Below are 18754 nucleotides of genomic sequence, written 5' to 3'. Positions count from 1 at the left end.
TGAAATTTTCTTGTTTTTTAGTCACAATACTGTGACGGTCTTTTTGTGTATTTTACAAAAGATCGTCTTAAGTAAAGAAAGAAGATAGAAACCATCTCTATTAAGTTTATTAACTAAGTAACAACAAATATATGCTTTATTGGATACTTATTGCATTTAATGTGGAGGAATAATATGGAGTCAAAAATTCTTATTGTTGATGATGATAAAGAGATTAGAAATCTTATCTCTGTATATCTGGAAAATGAAGGCCTAAAAACTCAAAAGGTAGAAGATGCTATACAAGCTTTACAACTGTTAGAAGAAAAGGAATTTGATTTGATTATTTTAGATATTATGATGCCGAATATGGATGGCATTGAAGCATGTATGAAAATTAGGGAAGATCGCAATATGCCTATCATTATGCTATCTGCAAAATCTGAGGATATAGACAAAATTCAGGGCCTAGCCTCTGGTGCAGACGATTATTTATCAAAACCGTTTAACCCACTAGAATTAATTGCTAGGGTAAAATCCCAATTAAGAAGGTTTAAAAAATACAATACGTCCATAGAACATAATAAAAGTATTCTAGAAATTGGTGACTTAACCGTGAATACAGATACTCGTCAAGTATGGGTAAGGGGAAAAGAAACAAGGTTAACTCCAAAAGAGTTTGCTATTCTCGAACTACTCGCCCGTAACAAAGGGATTGTCCTGAGTGTAGCAAAAATATATGAAGCAGTTTGGAAAGAGGTTTTTTATAAATCAGATAATACCGTCATGGTGCATATTACAAAAATAAGAGACAAAATTGAAGAAGATTCTAAACATCCCATTTATATTAAAACTGTTTGGGGAATTGGGTATAAAATATGAAGAATGTTAGTTTCAGAAATAAGATTATTATAAAACTTCTTGGTGCTGTTGCAATTAGTTTTTTTATTTCATTTGGTTTAACAATCCTCATTGTGCAATACGTCATAGATCCATTTTTTATAAAACACGAAGATTTTGGCATGTTTGAAGTGAGACTCGCAATGTTGTTCTTATTTACGTTCGCAATCTTAAACTTTATAGTAATCTTTTTGCTATTGGTTCGAAAGAAAATAGTATATTTGAAGCTCATTTCGGAAAATGTGAATGATATTGCAAATGGAAAACTGGGTTTAACAATTGGGATTAAGGGGAAGGACGAATTGACCCAACTTGCTCAAAATATCAACTATATGTCCAAGGAATTGGAGAATACATTTGAACAAGAAAGACAATTAGAACGTACAAAAAATGAACTTATCACCAATGTATCTCATGATTTACGCACACCTTTAACATCTATTATTGGCTATATAGATTTATTAAAAAGAGGGCAATACAACAGTAACATACAATTACAGGAATACCTTGAAACCACGTATTCAAAGTCACAGAGACTGAAATATTTAATTGATGAGCTGTTTGAGTATACTCGTTTATCGGGTATAGATGCTAAGTTAAACCTTAATGAAGTTGATTTATCAGGTTTGTTGGAACAAATAGTTGGAGAATACATACCTATATTTGAAAAGGAAAGTTTAATCGTTCAAAAATCAATTACGCAAGAAACAATACCTATCTTCATAGATGTAGAAAAAATGGTACGTGTTTATGAAAATCTTTTTATGAATGCGATAAAGTACAGCATGAAACCATCCGAATTATCTATATGTCTTGAACTAATAGGTAACAAGGCAATGTTGAAAGTATCAAATAAAGTCGAGAAACCGCCTGTTAGCGATCCAAATAAATTGTTTGAAAGGTTTTTCAGGGGGGACAAGGCAAGAAAAGATGACCAGGGAAATGGACTGGGACTTGCTATTTCAAAAAGAATTGTTGAACTTCATCATGGTAATATACATGCAGAATATAAAGATGGTTGGATGTCTTTTATTGTTGAACATTCAATTAGATAGAAAGCTTATGGAACTACAGGTTCCATAAGCTTTTTTTAAAACTTAAGAAATCTTAAGGATTTTACGGGGTGTTTCCTAATTTTCATAGTTTATCATGGGTGTATTCAAAGTGATGAGGTGAGCAAAGAAGATAAAAGGAAAGATTTCATTGTAGCTTAAGTGTGGAGGAAACATGTCTATTTTGTTAGTAGTAAACAAATTTAGTAGCTTATTGTAATGAAATAAAAAAATGTAGGAGGATATAAATGATAAAGCCAGTTGTAGATGTAAAAAACATTCAAAAATTGTACGGTAAAAAAGGTGAGAATCAATCACACGCATTAAAAGGTGTATCATTCTCAATTCAAGAGGGAGAGTTTGTTGGTATTATGGGGCCTTCTGGTTCTGGTAAAACAACATTATTAAATGTAATTTCAACGTTAGATAAAGCGACAGGCGGCGTTGTTGAAATTGCAGGAACGGATATTACGAGGATGAAGCAGGGGGAACTTTCTGATTTTCGTTCACAAAAGTTAGGATTCATTTTCCAAGACTTTAACTTATTGGAGAATTTATCTATCTATGAAAATATCGCACTCCCACTTTCACTTCAAGGTGTTTCATCTCGTAATATTGGAAAGAAAGTAGAAAAAGTAGCTGATATGTTAGGCATTACAGCGATACTTCAAAAATATCCTTCTGAAGTATCTGGTGGACAAAAGCAACGTTCCGCAGCAGCACGTGCGTTAGTTCATGAACCAGCAATTATTTTGGGAGATGAGCCGACTGGAGCTCTAGATTCTAAAAATGCAACGAGTTTACTTAATGCCATGACAAGCTTAAATAAAGAGCAAGGTGTATCCATTATGATGGTTACGCATGATCCTTACAGCGCAAGTTACTGTCAACGTATTTTATTCATTCAAGATGGTGAGTTATATAAAGAAATTCATCGCGGTAGTACCCGTGAAGAATTCTATAAAGAAATTTTAGATGTGCTTGCAAACTTAGGCACACAAAAAGCGTAAGGAAGGAAGTTCAATCATGTTATTTAAGCTTTCTATGTCAGGCCTAAAAAGTAAGTTGCAAGATTACATTGTTTTACTTGTTGGTCTTATTGTCTCTATTTCAACTTTTTATATGTTTCAAACGCTAGCATCCAATAAAACGTTCCTTGAATCTAACTCTTCTATTAGGGATATTGTGGCTGTCTTTAAAATTGGTTCCGTTTTGTTAGCGATTATCACATTTTTCTATATTTTATATGCAAACTCTTTCTTATCAGCTCTTCGTCAAAAAGAATTTGGTATGTATATGATGTTAGGAGCAAAAAAGCATAAAGTTACCTTACTTATGTTCATTGAAACAATCATATTAGGTGCCACCTCTCTTTTGATTGGAATTACAATTGGTGTAGGACTTGCAGAAGGTATCGGTCAGCTATTAATGAAACAACTCGAGTTTGCTGGCGAAGGTTATAAAGCATTTTATCTGCCATCTATAGCTATTACTTGCATCTTCTTCTTTGCACTCTTTGTATTATCTGCAATTATGAATAGTATTAAATTATCTCGTATTTCTGTACTGCAACTTGTACATGCTGATGAACAAACAGAACGTGTTGCCATAAAAGGAAAAATGACAGTTGTAGTTGCATTCCTTGGTATTCTTTTATTGGGTATTGGTTATGCATCACTTATTTATATATCATATGCAAATTCGCTAATTGTTTTGGGATTAATGGCTGTTGGATTAATCTCAGCAACTGTTGGTACTTACCTTATATTTGGATCACTTCTTCCAGTTATGATTAACAAGCTAAAGAGTAATAAAAAACGTAGTGAAAAAGGCCTCAATGCTTTTACTTTTGCACAATTAAATTTCCGCATTAATAGTCTAACAAATGTGCTTGCAACAGTAGCAATTTTAGTGGCTCTTGGTGCTGGTGGAATTGCTTGTGGTATGGCATTTAAAAACAACATCCTAAAAATTACAGATCAAATACAAATTTACGATTCAGTCATTCATAATCCAACAGTGGAAGAAAAGACAATTTTGGGTAGTATCTTATTTCAAGAAAAACTTGAATATCATTACAAAGTTGATGATAGATATGTTTATTATCTTAAAGAAGATGTAGAGAAAAATCGCCCTTTCTTGCAAGGTATGAAAATAGAGAAAGCTTCAGAGGAAATACCAATTGGTGCATTTTCAATAAAACGGGCTGAAGGAGAGACAGACACAAAACAATGGATTCAGGTTTTCAGAACGATCCAGCCCAATTATTTATATCCTGATTATGAAATAAAAATTGTAGATTATAACATATACAATGGATTGAAGGGGAAAGAAAGTATTGTGTTTATGGGGAAAACAGATGATTTTGGATCATACATAAAAGAATGGAAAAAACTTGATGAATTACAGATAGCAAAATATAAAAATGTGAAAGCGGAAGAATTGGATAGTAAGTATCAAACATATATTATGAGTCATGATTTTGCCAGCGGACTAATGTTTATGGGTTTCTTCGTTGGAATTGCATTTTTAGCAATGATGGCAAGCTGCTTAATGTTTAAAGTTCTGTCGGGAGCATCAAAAGATGTAACACGTTATCAAATGCTTCATAAAATTGGTGTTCGCCGAGAGTTATTAACAAAATCGATTTATAAAGAGTTATTCTTCATATTCTTATTCCCAGCAATTGTAGGGATTACTCATATATTAGTTGGTATGAACATGTTTAGCCCTCTTGTAATCGATCCGTACTCTCGCATTTGGTTACCACTTGTTATTTTTGTAGTAATTTACTCGATGTATTACTGGATTACTGTTCAATTATTTAAAGGAATTGTACTCCCTAAAAAAGATTAATGTAATGATGTTGTTTATCCCGCATTAACGGGCAGCACGATTGGTGAGGGCTCATAATCAGTGGGGGATGAACAAACCCCACTGATTAAAGTTTCACTTTATCTTCTACTGTACCTTGTAACTACATTTTACCTTGCTGTAGAGAAACAAAAAAACATTTTTCTTATTCAATAATTCCAATTTCTAGAGCCTTTTGAACAGCTTCTTCTTTGTTACGGACTCCCAGCTTTGTATAAGCTGTGGAAGCATAATTTCTGACCGTACCATTCGATAAATATAACCTTGATGCTATGGTAGTGTATCGAAGTCCCTTTGCTACTAGCTGCAATATTTCTATCTCCCTAGCTGTTAGCTCATAAGCGGTTGCTTTTGATTGTGGTGTCTCTTTTTGCTCATCAAATTTCTCAAATATTTTGTGAGACATTCCTTGATCAATCAGTGTCCCACCTTTGTGAATAAGTCGGATCGTATTAGCTAGCTCCAATGTTTCAATAGATTTGAGTAAAAAACCATCCGCACCGTTGCGAAGCGATTCCAACGCCTGTTCGGTATCCTGAAAAGTGGTAAAAATCAATATGCGGATATGTGGCCATTGTTGCTTAATCTTTTTGGTTGCTTCGACTCCATCCATGTGTTGCATATCTAAATCCATAAGTATAACATGAGGCTGAAGGCGCCCACACAAATCGATGGCTTCATTGCCATCCTCGGCCAAACCGACTACATTTAAATCTTCATATCTATCGAGTAGTGTCCTCAAACTTTCCCGAACAAACGGCTGGTCGTCTACAATTAACAAACGAATAAGTCCATCTTTTATTTCAGTTTGTCGCGGTATGGTACATGTAACAAGCATTCCTTCATCTGGCTTTGTATATACAGACAATTGACCTTGCAAATTCATTGCTCGTTCTTTCATTGCATTCAGACCGAAGCCTTCCTGCCATTCTACATTTCCTTTTCCATTATCTTGAACTTCTAATCTCGTATATTGTTGTTCAAACTGCAATGAAACTATAATTTCAGTTCCCTGACCATGACGTACTGCATTCGTAAGGGACTCTTGTAAGCAACGAATGAACGCTATCTTCGCTTGCCGAGACAATTCATATTCCTCTCCGTATGCCCGAAAACTTACATTAACCTGAGCGTGCTCCTGAAATTCGGCTCCAAGATTTTGGAGAGATTGAATTAAGGAAGGCGATTGACAAGGAGACTCCATTTGATGTAGGTAACCTCTCACGTCCTCGATGCTTTTACGTCCCATTTCAAGCAGAGAATCTAGCCTCTGTATACCCATTTCAGTAGCAAGTTCGGTGCGCAACGTTTCCATCCCCATAATAATAGAAGTATAAGCGTGACCAACTGTATCATGAAGCTCACTCGACAGTCTGTTTCGTTCTTCCGCCAGTGTAATGCGTTCAATCTGAGACATATATTGCTCAAGTACTGCGTTTTGTTTACGAATTGATTCATTTTGTTTATGATTGACGATTAATAAATGAAAAGCGAAGCCCATTACATATGCGAATCCATAATAGGTGACCATAATCCAATAGCTATTACTTGGCGAGACCGCATAGAAAATTCCAGTTGTTATAAAAACCGTTATTGGAGCTGTCCAATAATAGGACAAATGCTTACTATTCGCAGCAATTAGAAACACCGATATAAGAAATGTGTTGTAAGCTTCTGGAAATAATAAGGTTAAATATATACATAGTCCACCATATAGCAGTATTTCTGTGAACAAATAATATTTATAATTGAATAGTAAGGCTACCCATGGAACAGAGAAGGCAATAATTTCCCAAAGAATAATAATCCAAAGTGGTAATGTTAAACCATCCTGAAAATTTAATGTAGCTAGAATGATAGACACACTAGCAAGTAGGCGTACCCCTAACATAATCCAATCATACCAAAACCAATACTTAACCATATCTAACAAGTCCTTTACCCCCTAAATAGCCTACCATTTTACTTCCTATATAATAATTTAATCCTTCCTGCCTTATTATACTTTTTAATTTAAAACTACGATACTACTCACAGACTGCAAACTTCTATTGATTTAGTTGCCGAATCATACTACGTGTATAGCCCCCAATTTTCTTTGTCAAATCATCGACTATTCTAATACTTATGGCGGTAAATACTATACCCATAAACATTACAAAGAGTGACTTGGCAAAAGTATCTATTTGTATAAATATAATATTCATATCGATGTATCGATACAGTAGTGGTGCCAACAGGAACATAAGTGGCATTACGTAAAAAATGATTGCACTAATGAGACTGAAAATGCCAATCGTAAATTTCTGCATTAGCCAATAGACAGCACACCAAGTGCGACGATCTGTTAGCACTAATTTCACCTGAGACCAGTTCGATGTATCCATTGTTATACTTCTATCGTAAGAGTCTGTTGAAATATCTGTATAAATTTTCGTCTGTATGCGCTCGAATTGGATAAAGGGTGTGGTAGTCTGTAGTACGCGCATAATTAATGGAATCCCAACAACAGTAAATGAAAGGGTTAAACTAAATAGCAGAGCTATTAGGTAAAAACAAAAATAAAACAATCCTGTACCGAAAGTTAGCAATAAAAAATAACCATTATGGATGAATCTTGATTTCATAAAGTTCATCGCTCCTATCTGTGTAATAACCGAATCATACTGCTTTTTTTGTCATTCTCACTAGTGTAAAAGTGTCATATGACAGTTCTAAATGATGTTAAAAAGGGGAGAGCAGCTTACTTCTGGTTAAAAAAGATGCTTTTATCCCGCTATTTACTGGGCAGTAAGACTCCCACCTCAAAATTCAGCGTTAGGTGGGGGGCGGGCTGCCGGTAAACGCACGATTGGTGAAGGCTAATAATCAGTGGGGGATGAACAAAAACCTGCTGATTAAAGTTTCACTTTATTACTCCTCCACAAAGCAATCCCGTTCTTACATCTGCAAGAACGGGATTGCTTTGTACTTTTATTTAATATGAGATGGACTTGTTTTTCGAATATGAAAAATAATATCAAATTGCTCAAGCAATGAAGTATCAAAATACACCGAACTGTTCGGGAGGATTTGTCCCCCTATACTTAGTAATGGTCTTTTTGCTTTAACCCATTTTTCTGCTTGTCCTTTAAGGTGACGGTTATCCAATAAAAACATTTTATATGGCACTTTTCCGAGAGTATAATTGAAACTTTTTACATCTTGTGGAATAGTGTCGGTTGTAATCTTACCTCCAGTGGAAGGATCATATTCGCTGTATAAGGTAAAATTCCCCTCCGTAGTTGTACTACCAATTGTGACATAATTATTGTCTAAACGTTCCTTCAAAAACTGCCCCGCAACATAAGGGTATAATTTCTCATCGATAATTCCTTTAGCTATATGAATATTGTGTGCCCATACCATCGTTTTACCACCAAATGTCTCTTGTGCCCACATTGCATGATCGGCCAAGTATTGTTCATGTAGTTTTATTATACTTGGATAGTCGTTAGGGAGTAGCATTGTGGTAAATTTCTCTATTGCACTTGCCGTTGCTTTCGCCCAGATGTACTCGGATGGAATTATTTCTGTGTTGGCTTGTTCATTCTCATCTTTTAGTAATCGGGCTACTCTCTCAGCGTTTGCTTTAAACTTCTCTTTCCTTTCAGGAGCAAGTTTCATATATTCCTGTATACTTCCAGTAAAAGAAGACAATTCTTTATAATTTTCTTCTACTTCTGCCAGCAAATCTGGTCGATGCAGCCTTACATAATCAATTACTTTATTAAAGCTACCTTGGTCCAACGCCTTTAAGTCGAGCCCAATAAATTGGATCTTTTTTTTATTGGATGGATCAGCATTATAATCTTTCATCCACTCAATCATGGCTATAATTTCATCAGTAGGATATAACAATTTTAAAAATTCCCTAGGGTTTCCTTTTCCTGTTTGGATATATTCATTTAGTTTTAAGCCGTTTCCCCAATCTTCTTCCATTGCAAAATTCGTAAAACCCATTTCAGTAACCAAATATTTCACAAGGCGAAACTTCATAGTAAAAATTTCAGAGCTTCCATGAGTATTCTCTCCTAATCCTACATATTGCGCGTTCCCAATCATTTTCTTAAGTGGTTTTAAATCTTCAAATGGTTTTGACGGCTCTATCGTTTTTAATGGGTTAGCCTGTGATTGTATTGATTTAACTATATTTTTTTGGACTGATTGACCTGAATTTTCGACTGCTACAGTTTGAGCGTTTCCTACTTCCGCGCATCCTGTGACTAATAAAGCTGTACTAACCATTGCAATCATTCTTTTCTTATTCATTTTTGCCCACCTCAATTGAATTATTTTTATAAACAAGATTGATTCATGTACTTGCACGAATCAATTGCCTTAATTCAATTGTTATTTATTCCATATCATATTTTCTAGTTACATATTGTCATAAGATTAATTGACACAAGTCATAGGTTAATCATTACACTTTTGTACTATCGGCTATGACAGTTTATAAATAATAATTAAATTGTTGAATCGCAAGTAAGACTAGATTATGAATTTGGGAGGGATTTTAAAGATGAATGATCTGTATGTCAAAATATTTTTATTCTAAGTTGTAGCTGTTGAAATGACAGGAAGTAAATTTGATAAACAAATGAATAAAAGGGGGAGGGCGGATTACAATGTTATTACACGGAGAAGCATTCCACAATAAAGATAAAATCCAACGTGCTAAAATAGGACTTCAACTCTTTCTAAGTATCTTAACCATTACTTCTATTATTCTAAATGTAGTAGTAATGATTACTAAAAGTATGCCGCTTATTGTGGTATATATGTTTACCCCAGCATTTTCTTCTATTTTGACTCGCATAATATTGAAAGAAGGGTTTAAAGATGTATCTTTTAGTCTCGGTAACTTAAAGATATGGAAGGGGATTGGTTTTGCTCTGCTAATACCTATGATTATTTGTGGAATTACTTATTCTATCGCCTGGTTGAGCGGAATTGCGAGGTTTCAGCCCCCGCAAGGTGGTATGCTAGAACCTATTTACAATATACTTGGATTTCAGTATCTACCGATACCATTAAGTTTCATTTTTATAGTAGTATTGAGCGGAGTATTAGGTAGCTTGCTTAACTTAATTCCAGTTATGGGAGAAGAAATGGGTTGGCGAGGTTATATGCTTACAAGACTAATCGATGCAGAGTTTTCACGCCCAATCCTTATTAGCGGATTGATTTGGGCAACGTGGCATGTTCCAATTGTTATTGCTGGTCTATATGTAGAGGGAACATCTGCCCTACTTTCAGTACTTGGCATCTATTTTTGTATTGTGCCATTCAGTTATATTACAGCTTATTTACGACTTATCACAGGTAGCGTTTGGCCTTCGGTTATCATTCATACTACTTGGAATGCCATTATTCAAGGACCTTTCGCACGTGCAAGTACAGGAGATCAAACTGAGATTTGGATTGGAGAATCTGGTTTGATAACCGCTATTATTATCTTGGCTACTGCAATAATTATGTCTCGAATCGTAAATTTTACTAAATAGCATACGGATTTGTTTTAAATTCAATTAGTGTAATCTAACGAGGCTGAAATAAGATGCTCCTAAAAATATTAGAAAAAATCTAGTTGAACGGACTCTTACTTAATCTTAGGCTGCTGGATATATGGAAGGCATCAAGCTAAGGGTTTAATTTATAAAAATAAACTTGATTGTCATAAAAAAATAATGTTTTTCATTTAAAGGCTATGAGATGAAATTTCATCATCTTCATCACATTAGACCTTCAGGAAATAAAAAGTTAAACGATTATACAAATACTCTAACTGAAAAAACGATAGTCCTTTTATCAAAAATGTAGAAGGACTATCGTTTATTTTTTTGACAAAATTAGGGATTGATGTTCATGAAAATGGATAATATAATTCGTATTTTACGTAAAGAGAAAAATTTCCCCCTAGAATATTAAGCTAAATATCTTGGTGTGACGGTTAATTTAAGTTTCACTTTATGACTTGTAAAGGGCTGTTCAATGCATCGTACTATTAAAAAATCTAAATTAAATCATTAAATTGCGATAAAATGTGGTCGGAAATAATGAAATTTTAGGAAAAATAAGGTACACTAGTCTATGATTTTAGTTGAAAATCGTTTGATGTTAATGCATACGGGGGAAAGATTGATGAACAACAATACAACAAATGAATCAGTTGAAGAAATTGATCAAAAACGAGTAAGATCAAAAAAACGTTATACAAATTGGAAGTTTATCGCAGTGGGTATTGGTGTAATTGCACTTCTTATTGGGGGAATGAGTTATTATCAGGCAACTCACTTCAATTCGAATGTTACAATTAATGACACAAAAGTTGGTGGTCTGAGCGCTGATCAGGCAATACAGAAATTAAAGACATCTGGACTAGCAAACAAAGTCTATGTTGACCAACAACAAATTTTAGATGAAAAAGATACAAAAACGGAACTTACGGAAAAAGATTTGCCTCAAGTTAAGAAACTATTAAAAAGTCAGTGGACATTTTTCCCTTCCTCAAAGGGAGAAAATTATTCATTGCTACCAGAGAAGGCAGATCAGTATCGTAGTGAAACGATGAAAAAACTTGTAGAAGAAAAGCTCATCTCTATGAATGAGAAATTAAAAGCGCCTCAAGATGCTATGGCGAAGCTAGAACAAGGAAAAATTGTTATTTCGAAAAGTGTTGAAGGAAAACAGTATGACGTTACTAGTCTACTGAAAGATTACGATAAGCAAAAATATAAAAGCGAAATTCATCTGAAGTCTGCATACATAAAACCTATTAAAGAAGACGATCCGATTGTCAAAAAAGAGGAGAAAGCACTACAGAATCTTCTTGGGCAGTCTGTTGAGTATAAAGTGCAGGATGAAGTTTATCCTTTAAAAGCAAAAGATTTAATTCAAAATGCTTCTATGTCAAAGGATATGAAAGTTACAATTGACGCGAGCGACATTAAGAATAAAATTACTGAAATTAATAATGCCAAATCAACATTAAATAAAGATTTCTCATTTAAAACGCATTCTGGTTCAGTCATATCAGTAAAAGGGCAAGGCTACGGCTGGGCACTAGATGTTGAAAAAGAAACTAAACAAGTTCAACAAGCCTTTGAGAAAGGCGAAAAGTCGCTTTCTGCTTCTAACATTCACGGAAATGGTTGGGAGAAGGAAGGTATCGGTTATAAAACAACAGCGAATAATGGCATCGGAGACACGTATGCGGAAGTTTCAATTGCAGAGCAACAAATTTGGATTTACAAAGATGGAAAATTAGTTGTTACAACAAATGTAGTAACTGGTAAACATAGTACTGGTGAAGATACATCACCAGGTGTGTGGTACGTTCTATATAAACGAACACCATACACGCTAAGAGGTAGCGCAGTAGGGAAAGCTGATTATGCGGTTAAAGTAGATTACTGGGTTCCATTCACAAATAGTGGTCAAGGATTCCACGATGCCGGCTGGCGAAAAGACTGGGGAAATAATGCTTATTTAACAGGAGGATCAGGTGGGTGTGTGAACCTTCTTCCTAATGTTGCAAAAACTGTCTATGATAGTTTGAACACGTATGATCCAGTTATCGTGTACTAAAAAATAGCTACGTATCAAGAAATAAACAAAACAGGAAATCTTACCTGATGGTATATGAAAAAACACCTCTTGCATTCGCATACTAAGTGTGCAAATGTAATGGAGGTGTTTTTGTTTGAATACAAAAGTGTATTGTTAATAAGAAACAAAGTAGAAAGAGATTAAGAATAAGTATTCAAATAATCAATAAAATTGACAATGAATATCATTTTCACTTAATATAGAATCGTCGCATTTAATTAGACATGAATTTTTTGTTAATATAATAGATTTCTATTAAGTTGTCATATTTACGAACTATCATTAAATATTTTAAGAATTTAAACGTAGGAAAGGGTAATATAAAATGAACTGGAAAAAAGGCGGGTTATGGGTTATTATTTTTTTCGTTGTAAAAGGCACGATTTCTACACTTTTAATCGTTACAGGTGCTAAATATTTTGATTTATCATTTATGCAACTTATCTTATTAATTCTGACCTTATTAGTGATTTCTCTAATAAGTCGTAAATTGCTCTATAGACATAAACAAAACAAAAAGCAAAAAGAGCTAAATATATAATGAAGCCCCAGAGACCATTGGATTTCTGGGGTTTTATTTTGATAGTTTTTTCGCATGTATATTAATTTAACAGAATAGGTTGTCCAAAATGATAAAATCGATGATGTTTAAAATGCTTCAGTTATTTTTACATAAGGATTGTAGAGAGCCTTTGAATCAATCTTTATTCTGAAGCGACAGACACGTATAAATTATGCTCTTTTTTCAATTGGTAGTTTAAATGTAAAAGTACTGCCTTCTCCTAATTTACTTTCAACCGTAATTTCTCCTCCATGTAGTTCGACAATCCATTTTACCATCGACAATCCTAAACCTGTGTTTCCGATGTTTGAAGATGTTCGTGCTGCGTCAACTCGATAGAAGCGGTCCCATATTTTAGTAATATGTTGCTCGCTGATGCCGATGCCATTATCGGAGACTTTACCTATTATGTTGGTTTCATCACGGAATAGTTGCATATGCACAGTTCCGCTCGCTTTACTATAAGCAATCGCATTCGTTAGTAAATTCATTAATAAACGCATCATCAATGTTTGATCTGCTTTAATAAATAGGTCTTCCTCTATATTAGTTGTTATTTCAACCGAAGCTTCTTGAACCATTAATGAAAGCTCTTCTACAACGATTTCCGTTAATTCACTCATATTGATACATTCAAATTGGAAAGTATTATGGTTTCCTTGGTCAGCTCGTGCTAATAATAAGAGTTGTGAGATTAGAGCGGACATTTTACGTGATTGTTTTAAAATTACTTCTAACGATTCTTCCATTTCTTTCGGATTATTTCTCTGCGATAAAGCGTATTCGCATTGCGAAATAATAACAGATGTTGGTGTTCTTAATTCATGAGATGCGTCAGATGTAAATTGTTTTTCACTTTCGAATGATGTCTCCAATCGCTCAAACATTTTGTCAAAGGTTTGTGCTAAATGATACATTTCGTCTTTCGGTGAACCTTGTAAATTAATTCTCTTCGAAAGGTCTTTACCATCACCAATTTTACTGGCTGAATCACTCATTTGTTGCACAGGTCGAAACGCCCTTTGCGTGATAAAATATCCCCCGAATGCCGCAATAAGAATAAGTAATGGGAATGAGATGATTGTTACCACGATAAGCGTATTCATCGTTGAGGATAATTGGTTCATAGTCATTATTCCACGAACCCAGACTTGCTCATCGCCGCCTGCATTATGGAGAAAATCATATACTATCCATTCTTTATTGCCGTCTTTAATGGTTTGTATTTCATCGGATTTAAGCGATATCTTTTTATTAAAGCTTGTTGGACTATGTCCTACCAACAGCTCACCTTGTTTACTATAAATGCTTATATTTACTCCATCTTCTAAGGTTTCAAAATCATCGTCAATCTTTAACTGCCCATGCTTATATTCGATATCTTCCATGCTTTCTTTTACTGTGCTCTTTAATTGATCTTTCATATTAAAAAGCAAAACTTTATCTGAAGAAGTTAAAATAAAAGCTAACACGAGTGCCATAATAATTACAATTAGCCCCGTATACCACAGGGTCACTCTCATTTTTATTGATAGTCTTTTCATGATTCTACTCGCAATACGTAACCAGTTCCTCGTACTGTATGAATTAACTTCGTTTCAAACTGGCTATCAATTTTTTTACGAAGATAGCGGACGTAAACATCAATAATATTCGATCCGCCGTCATAGTCGTAATTCCACACATGTTGCTCAATTTTATCTCGTGTCAGCACAACTTCTTTATTACGAATCATATATTCTAAAATAGCAAATTCTTTACTGGAAAGAGTGATAACTTGGTCTCCTCGTGTTACTTTATGCATATTGCAATCTACCACTAGGTCAGCGATTTCAAATACATTAGATGTATTTCCTGTTTTTCTTCGCATTAACACTCGAATTCTTGCTAACAGTTCATCAAAAGCAAACGGCTTTACTAAATAATCATCTGCACCTAAGTCGAGTCCTGTTACACGATCATCAATTGTATCTTTAGCTGTAAGAAGCAAGACAGGAGTTGCATTATTGTCCGCGCGTAATCTTTGTAATACGTGTAAACCATCTATTCCGGGAATCATAATGTCAAGGACAATCAAATCGTAGGTAGCCATGTTTATATAATCCAGGGCATCTTCTCCATTCCCACATGCATCGACACTATAATGTTCTGCATTTAATCGTTTCACCAATATATTTTGTAAGTCTTGTTCATCTTCGACGATAAGAACTCGCATTAACATTCTCCTTTTCTTCTTATTAATATGTATCACTATAATTCCAAAACATTAAAGAAAGATTAGAAACTAGTTAATTATATCATTTTATCCCGCATTAACGGGCAGTAAGACTCCTCCCTCAAAATTCGGTGAATGCGAGGGAGGTAGGGATTAACTGCCTGTAAAAGCCTTCACTTTATTTTTTTGTACATTAATCTTCCTTTAATGTTTGTTGAGTAATATAAAGGCAAGGATAAGGTGCACATGTAAAGGGAGGAAAACAGAATGGGAAAATGGATGCTGATTGGAGCAATGTCCTGTTTATTCTTAACAGCTTGTTCTACTCAAGTTGATAACAATACAGAAGTACAACAACTGAAAGTGGAAAATGATAAATTACAAAAAGAAGTCGCTCAACTACAACAAGAACCAAGCAAAATAGGGCCTGCTACGAATGATACGAAGCAAACACAAGATTTCAAAAACGAAGTCACATCTATTGTAGAAAAGGCAAATAACACGAAACCAGTTGGAGCAAAAGAAGAAAACCTAAATACGTACTTAGCAGCAAAAAAAGAAATTGACCAATTGGATGACAAGATAGATCTATCTGATAATCAGCTAGAAGCAGATTATCACGCTGGAACGATAACTGTTGAGCAATATCAAACGCAAGAAAAAGAACACGATATACTGGAAGATCAATTAGAGCAAGCAGAAAATGCACTTGAAGCAAGATTTGGAATAGATGATTAATCATTAAGGAGTGGATGAAAATGTTAAAATATAAAAAGAAAATAATGATAAGTGTAATTGCTATTTTAGTAAGTGGTATTGCTATTATTAGTGGATATTATGGCATGGGTTACAATTATGCAAAAAAGAATGAAAACTACACAGAGAAACAAGTTCGTGAAATTTCTTTAGCTCATACAAATGGAGAAATTATTAATGTGAAAAAAGAATTCGAATTAGAAGATGACAACTTAGCACAATCAAAATTTGAATATGAAGTGGAAATCAAGACACCTGATAATCTGTTAAATATTTTAAAAGTTAGTGCTAGAACAGGTACAATAGAACTCAATAATGAAGATTAAATAAATATCGCGTATTTGAAAAAACTCCGAACAAAATTTGTTAGGAGTTTTTTCATGTTTATACTTTACTATTTTGAAATGTGGAAAATCTTCATACTTCTACAATCTATATAAATGACTCAAGCTTCGCATCTTTTGAATGCCCTGAAGTGCTAAACCTAAGCAAAATAATGAACTATCCTATAGAAGAAAGTTGAGGGAGCTAATCGCATATGTTTTATTGAAAGGATGTGATTGAATTATGGAACGGCCAAATTGGGGAATTGGAGGATTAGTATTCGTTGGCTGTATGTTTCTTGGTGGAGGAGTGGGATCTATGTTAGGTAATGCCCAAACTGGATGGCTAATAGGAATGGGCATTGGATTTCTTGGGATGGCTTTAACGAGACTGTTCAGAAAATAATGTAACTGAGATTCTTCTTCTGGTAAATAAGGAAATATGTAAGTAATTCATGGCATAAGAGTTCTATAAATTATAGTTCGAATTTTCTCTTTTGTATTTGTCTTTTCTAAATTTCTCCATACATAGATAAGATTCTCAAGTCGGAGGATAGCACCTTAGGGTGTCTTTTTTATGCTTTTTAAAAATGTCTTATCATATAATAGCTGAGTTTTGCTTTCAGTCTCCGATGCCCATTAAACATAAAATGAAAATTCTGCACCATTTAAACTCTGATAACAATTCATACGATCAAGAATAATTGAGCTAATAGCTCTCGATAGATTGTCATCATTTTTTTTATAATACATTAGATTCATTACCGTTTCAGACCTATGTATTCATTCATAACCTAACAGTAAAAGGGGGGATGATTAAAGGTATGGCGTTTAATGATGAATTAATTTGTCAACAGTTTGCAAGAATTATCGGCGGGCAAGAAGGATTCGCCGGTGGGAAATGCGTGGCAACAATAAACAGGGATGAAATACGAGCAACAATCTTGGGAAAACGTTTTAGAGTAACAACTTCCTTTTCATTCGAATCACGAGACAATAAAACTGGACGAGCATTATGCCTAGGCCGAGTGGCACTCTTACAAAAAGAAGTCACTGAATTTGTGGCGACAATTATTAAACAAGGAATAATTGTTTCGTCTATACACAATGAGTGGTTATGTGATGATCCAAATTTGATTTACGTTAATATCGAAGACGTTGATGATCCACTAAATTTTGCAAGAAAAGTGAGAAGAGCATTGTGCAATTAACTAAGTTTTTTAGTTAAATGAGTGATTACGTTAAATAGAAGATTTCAGCGTGTTGAATGTTATATTTGTAAAATAGATTTAAGTGGATGGTTTTATAAAACGAAAGAAGGTGTTTCATATTTGGAATGCCTTTTCTTTATGTTTTCGTTGCTAATGTGGGTGGTTAACTGATTATATGCTGTTTATCTTGTAACAGCAAGAACTGGACGAGGTATCTTTAAAGGTGTTTGACTATTTGTAGATACCATATTTTATCAAATGTTATTAGCATATCATAAAATGATAAGGGAGAAATCGCCAGAGAAATACGTCAAATTAGTCATTCCTTCTATAATCTAAGGGGGGCGATTTTGTTTTCGAAAAATAATAGGTAAATCATTTGACAATTAAAATAATCTACTTTATTATATGTGCCATAGCATATATATGGTGAAACAAATACATTCATTGTGAATGATTGACTGGTATGCTATATCCTTTTATATCTTAATTTATAGAGGTGATATATGAACTTACATGATTTAATAGGCTATCTTGTTCATCGTACTGATGTGAAAATGACCAATTATTTTACGAAGAAATTAAAGCCTTATGGAGTTACGCCAGAGCAGTGGGGGATTATTAGTGTTCTTTGTAGCCAAAGGAGCACTACTCAAAAAGAGTTGGCGGAAGCTATTGATAAAGATCAAACTACTGTTGTTAGAATGATACAGTCAATGGAGAGAAAAGGGATTGTAAAGAAGGCTTTGAATGACCAAGATAGGCGTTCACATAACCTTTTTTTAACTGAAAAAGGTGACGAGTTAAAGAAAACAATCTTGCCTGTAGTGAAAGACGCTCACCATTTCGTTACGAGTAATTTGAGCGAGGAAGAAATTAAAGTATTACAATCGTTATTAAACAAATTGTATGATACACACTATTAATATTTGTTCCTTATTGATGCTATGCTATTCATAAGGAACAAACTTTGTTTTAGGTATTATATATGCTATAGCATATAATTTTTTGTTTGTTTAGAGGAATGGGAAGATAGCTTTATTTTGTATGATATCTGATTCAGGTTCACTTTTTTGCCTAGTACCAGTCAAATTTTTGTATTATATATGCTATAGCATATAATTTTCAGCCCTTTAATATTGAAAAGGGTAATGTAAATTGAAGCGACTTCCATACGGGTAATCTCAGGAAATAGGATAAAGGTAGTGACTATTATCTGAACAATACTG

17 protein-coding genes are annotated in these 18754 nt (G+C 34.1%); 12 read left to right on the top strand and 5 right to left on the bottom strand.

Features of this window, described 5'->3' with window-relative positions; all coding sequences use genetic code 11:
• Positions 1-174 precede the first annotated feature (174 nt).
• From ACTL4X_RS15845 to ACTL4X_RS15830, 4 genes are all read left to right on the top strand, one after another.
• Entirely contained in the window at positions 175-861 is a 687-nt protein-coding gene (locus ACTL4X_RS15845) for a response regulator transcription factor (protein WP_000444089.1), read from the top strand.
• On the top strand, positions 858-1934 hold the full coding sequence (locus tag ACTL4X_RS15840) for a HAMP domain-containing sensor histidine kinase (RefSeq protein WP_000800285.1): 1077 nt from the start codon (positions 858-860) through the stop codon (positions 1932-1934). The genes ACTL4X_RS15845 and ACTL4X_RS15840 overlap by 4 nt, the downstream gene beginning before the upstream one ends.
• A gap of 245 nt (positions 1935-2179) precedes the next feature.
• Complete coding sequence (locus ACTL4X_RS15835) at positions 2180-2941, top strand: ABC transporter ATP-binding protein (protein ID WP_000595170.1); 762 nt, start codon at positions 2180-2182, stop codon at positions 2939-2941.
• 16 nt (positions 2942-2957) lie between these two features.
• Positions 2958-4787, top strand: a complete 1830-nt coding sequence (locus tag ACTL4X_RS15830) for an FtsX-like permease family protein (protein ID WP_441394920.1) — start codon at positions 2958-2960, stop codon at positions 4785-4787.
• Positions 4788-4950: 163 nt separating this feature from the next.
• Here ACTL4X_RS15830 and ACTL4X_RS15825 read toward each other — a convergent pair whose 3' ends face one another.
• The 3 genes from ACTL4X_RS15825 to ACTL4X_RS15815 form a co-directional block, all read right to left on the bottom strand.
• Complete coding sequence (locus ACTL4X_RS15825; RefSeq protein WP_071740810.1) at positions 4951-6738, bottom strand: helix-turn-helix transcriptional regulator; 1788 nt, start codon at positions 6736-6738, stop codon at positions 4951-4953.
• Between the two features lie 115 nt (positions 6739-6853).
• Positions 6854-7432: a sensor domain-containing protein gene (locus ACTL4X_RS15820; RefSeq protein ID WP_000842189.1), complete on the bottom strand. Its 579-nt coding sequence runs from the start codon at positions 7430-7432 to the stop codon at positions 6854-6856.
• A gap of 346 nt (positions 7433-7778) precedes the next feature.
• On the bottom strand, positions 7779-9116 hold the full coding sequence (locus tag ACTL4X_RS15815; RefSeq protein WP_001036230.1) for an erythromycin esterase family protein: 1338 nt from the start codon (positions 9114-9116) through the stop codon (positions 7779-7781).
• Between the two features lie 359 nt (positions 9117-9475).
• On the opposite strand from ACTL4X_RS15815, the gene ACTL4X_RS15810 reads away from it, so the two are divergent.
• The 3 genes from ACTL4X_RS15810 to ACTL4X_RS15800 all read left to right on the top strand — a co-directional run bounded on the left by ACTL4X_RS15810 (position 9476) and on the right by ACTL4X_RS15800 (position 12999).
• On the top strand, positions 9476-10354 hold the full coding sequence (locus ACTL4X_RS15810; RefSeq protein ID WP_000924281.1) for a CPBP family intramembrane glutamic endopeptidase: 879 nt from the start codon (positions 9476-9478) through the stop codon (positions 10352-10354).
• A gap of 637 nt (positions 10355-10991) precedes the next feature.
• Positions 10992-12437 (top strand): L,D-transpeptidase family protein, encoded by a 1446-nt coding sequence (locus tag ACTL4X_RS15805; RefSeq protein ID WP_001064070.1) that lies wholly within the window; start codon positions 10992-10994, stop codon positions 12435-12437.
• A 346-nt stretch (positions 12438-12783) separates the two neighbouring features.
• A complete protein-coding gene (locus ACTL4X_RS15800) occupies positions 12784-12999 on the top strand; it encodes a hypothetical protein (RefSeq protein ID WP_001104104.1) in 216 nt (71 codons plus the stop codon).
• A gap of 191 nt (positions 13000-13190) precedes the next feature.
• Here ACTL4X_RS15800 and ACTL4X_RS15795 read toward each other — a convergent pair whose 3' ends face one another.
• Together ACTL4X_RS15795 and ACTL4X_RS15790 are read right to left on the bottom strand one after the other, a co-directional pair.
• The gene (locus ACTL4X_RS15795; RefSeq protein ID WP_002164500.1) at positions 13191-14564 is read right to left on the bottom strand and encodes a sensor histidine kinase; all 1374 of its coding nucleotides are present in this window, start codon (positions 14562-14564) and stop codon (positions 13191-13193) included.
• Entirely contained in the window at positions 14561-15235 is a 675-nt protein-coding gene (locus ACTL4X_RS15790) for a response regulator transcription factor (RefSeq protein ID WP_086395832.1), read from the bottom strand. Before ACTL4X_RS15790 ends, ACTL4X_RS15795 begins: the two co-directional genes overlap by 4 nt.
• A gap of 267 nt (positions 15236-15502) precedes the next feature.
• On the opposite strand from ACTL4X_RS15790, the gene ACTL4X_RS15785 reads away from it, so the two are divergent.
• The 5 genes from ACTL4X_RS15785 to ACTL4X_RS15765 all read left to right on the top strand — a co-directional run bounded on the left by ACTL4X_RS15785 (position 15503) and on the right by ACTL4X_RS15765 (position 18451).
• Complete coding sequence (locus ACTL4X_RS15785; protein WP_086400856.1) at positions 15503-15973, top strand: hypothetical protein; 471 nt, start codon at positions 15503-15505, stop codon at positions 15971-15973.
• 20 nt (positions 15974-15993) lie between these two features.
• Positions 15994-16317 carry a PepSY domain-containing protein gene (locus ACTL4X_RS15780; RefSeq protein WP_086395834.1) on the top strand — a complete coding sequence of 108 codons (324 nt, stop codon included), beginning with the start codon at positions 15994-15996 and terminating at the stop codon, positions 16315-16317.
• A 241-nt stretch (positions 16318-16558) separates the two neighbouring features.
• Positions 16559-16720 carry a hypothetical protein gene (locus tag ACTL4X_RS15775; RefSeq protein ID WP_000441009.1) on the top strand — a complete coding sequence of 54 codons (162 nt, stop codon included), beginning with the start codon at positions 16559-16561 and terminating at the stop codon, positions 16718-16720.
• A gap of 406 nt (positions 16721-17126) precedes the next feature.
• On the top strand, positions 17127-17525 hold the full coding sequence (locus tag ACTL4X_RS15770) for a DUF1259 domain-containing protein (RefSeq protein WP_000589729.1): 399 nt from the start codon (positions 17127-17129) through the stop codon (positions 17523-17525).
• A gap of 506 nt (positions 17526-18031) precedes the next feature.
• The gene (locus ACTL4X_RS15765; protein WP_001048563.1) at positions 18032-18451 is read left to right on the top strand and encodes a MarR family winged helix-turn-helix transcriptional regulator; all 420 of its coding nucleotides are present in this window, start codon (positions 18032-18034) and stop codon (positions 18449-18451) included.
• Positions 18452-18754: the final 303 nt, after the last annotated feature.

The organism is Bacillus sp. RE35, from assembly GCF_052146655.1.
GTDB lineage: Bacteria > Bacillota > Bacilli > Bacillales > Bacillaceae_G > Bacillus_A > Bacillus_A cereus.
This window is presented reverse-complemented; position numbering and strand designations above follow the sequence as displayed.

What these genes read in the sequence shown, in the direction of transcription:
- ACTL4X_RS15805 (WP_001064070.1), top strand. Translation starts at nt 10,992, where the DNA reads ATGAACAACAATACAACAAATGAATCAGTTGAAGAAATTGATCAAAAA.
- ACTL4X_RS15790 (WP_086395832.1), bottom strand. Translation starts at nt 15,235, where the DNA reads ATGCGAGTTCTTATCGTCGAAGATGAACAAGACTTACAAAATATATTG.
- ACTL4X_RS15775 (WP_000441009.1), top strand. Translation starts at nt 16,559, where the DNA reads ATGGAACGGCCAAATTGGGGAATTGGAGGATTAGTATTCGTTGGCTGT.
- ACTL4X_RS15800 (WP_001104104.1), top strand. Translation starts at nt 12,784, where the DNA reads ATGAACTGGAAAAAAGGCGGGTTATGGGTTATTATTTTTTTCGTTGTA.
- ACTL4X_RS15840 (WP_000800285.1), top strand. Translation starts at nt 858, where the DNA reads ATGAAGAATGTTAGTTTCAGAAATAAGATTATTATAAAACTTCTTGGT.
- ACTL4X_RS15815 (WP_001036230.1), bottom strand. Translation starts at nt 9,116, where the DNA reads ATGAATAAGAAAAGAATGATTGCAATGGTTAGTACAGCTTTATTAGTC.
- ACTL4X_RS15785 (WP_086400856.1), top strand. Translation starts at nt 15,503, where the DNA reads ATGGGAAAATGGATGCTGATTGGAGCAATGTCCTGTTTATTCTTAACA.
- ACTL4X_RS15765 (WP_001048563.1), top strand. Translation starts at nt 18,032, where the DNA reads ATGAACTTACATGATTTAATAGGCTATCTTGTTCATCGTACTGATGTG.
- ACTL4X_RS15795 (WP_002164500.1), bottom strand. Translation starts at nt 14,564, where the DNA reads ATGAAAAGACTATCAATAAAAATGAGAGTGACCCTGTGGTATACGGGG.
- ACTL4X_RS15780 (WP_086395834.1), top strand. Translation starts at nt 15,994, where the DNA reads ATGTTAAAATATAAAAAGAAAATAATGATAAGTGTAATTGCTATTTTA.
- ACTL4X_RS15770 (WP_000589729.1), top strand. Translation starts at nt 17,127, where the DNA reads ATGATTAAAGGTATGGCGTTTAATGATGAATTAATTTGTCAACAGTTT.
- ACTL4X_RS15830 (WP_441394920.1), top strand. Translation starts at nt 2,958, where the DNA reads ATGTTATTTAAGCTTTCTATGTCAGGCCTAAAAAGTAAGTTGCAAGAT.
- ACTL4X_RS15835 (WP_000595170.1), top strand. Translation starts at nt 2,180, where the DNA reads ATGATAAAGCCAGTTGTAGATGTAAAAAACATTCAAAAATTGTACGGT.
- ACTL4X_RS15845 (WP_000444089.1), top strand. Translation starts at nt 175, where the DNA reads ATGGAGTCAAAAATTCTTATTGTTGATGATGATAAAGAGATTAGAAAT.
- ACTL4X_RS15810 (WP_000924281.1), top strand. Translation starts at nt 9,476, where the DNA reads ATGTTATTACACGGAGAAGCATTCCACAATAAAGATAAAATCCAACGT.
- ACTL4X_RS15820 (WP_000842189.1), bottom strand. Translation starts at nt 7,432, where the DNA reads ATGAAATCAAGATTCATCCATAATGGTTATTTTTTATTGCTAACTTTC.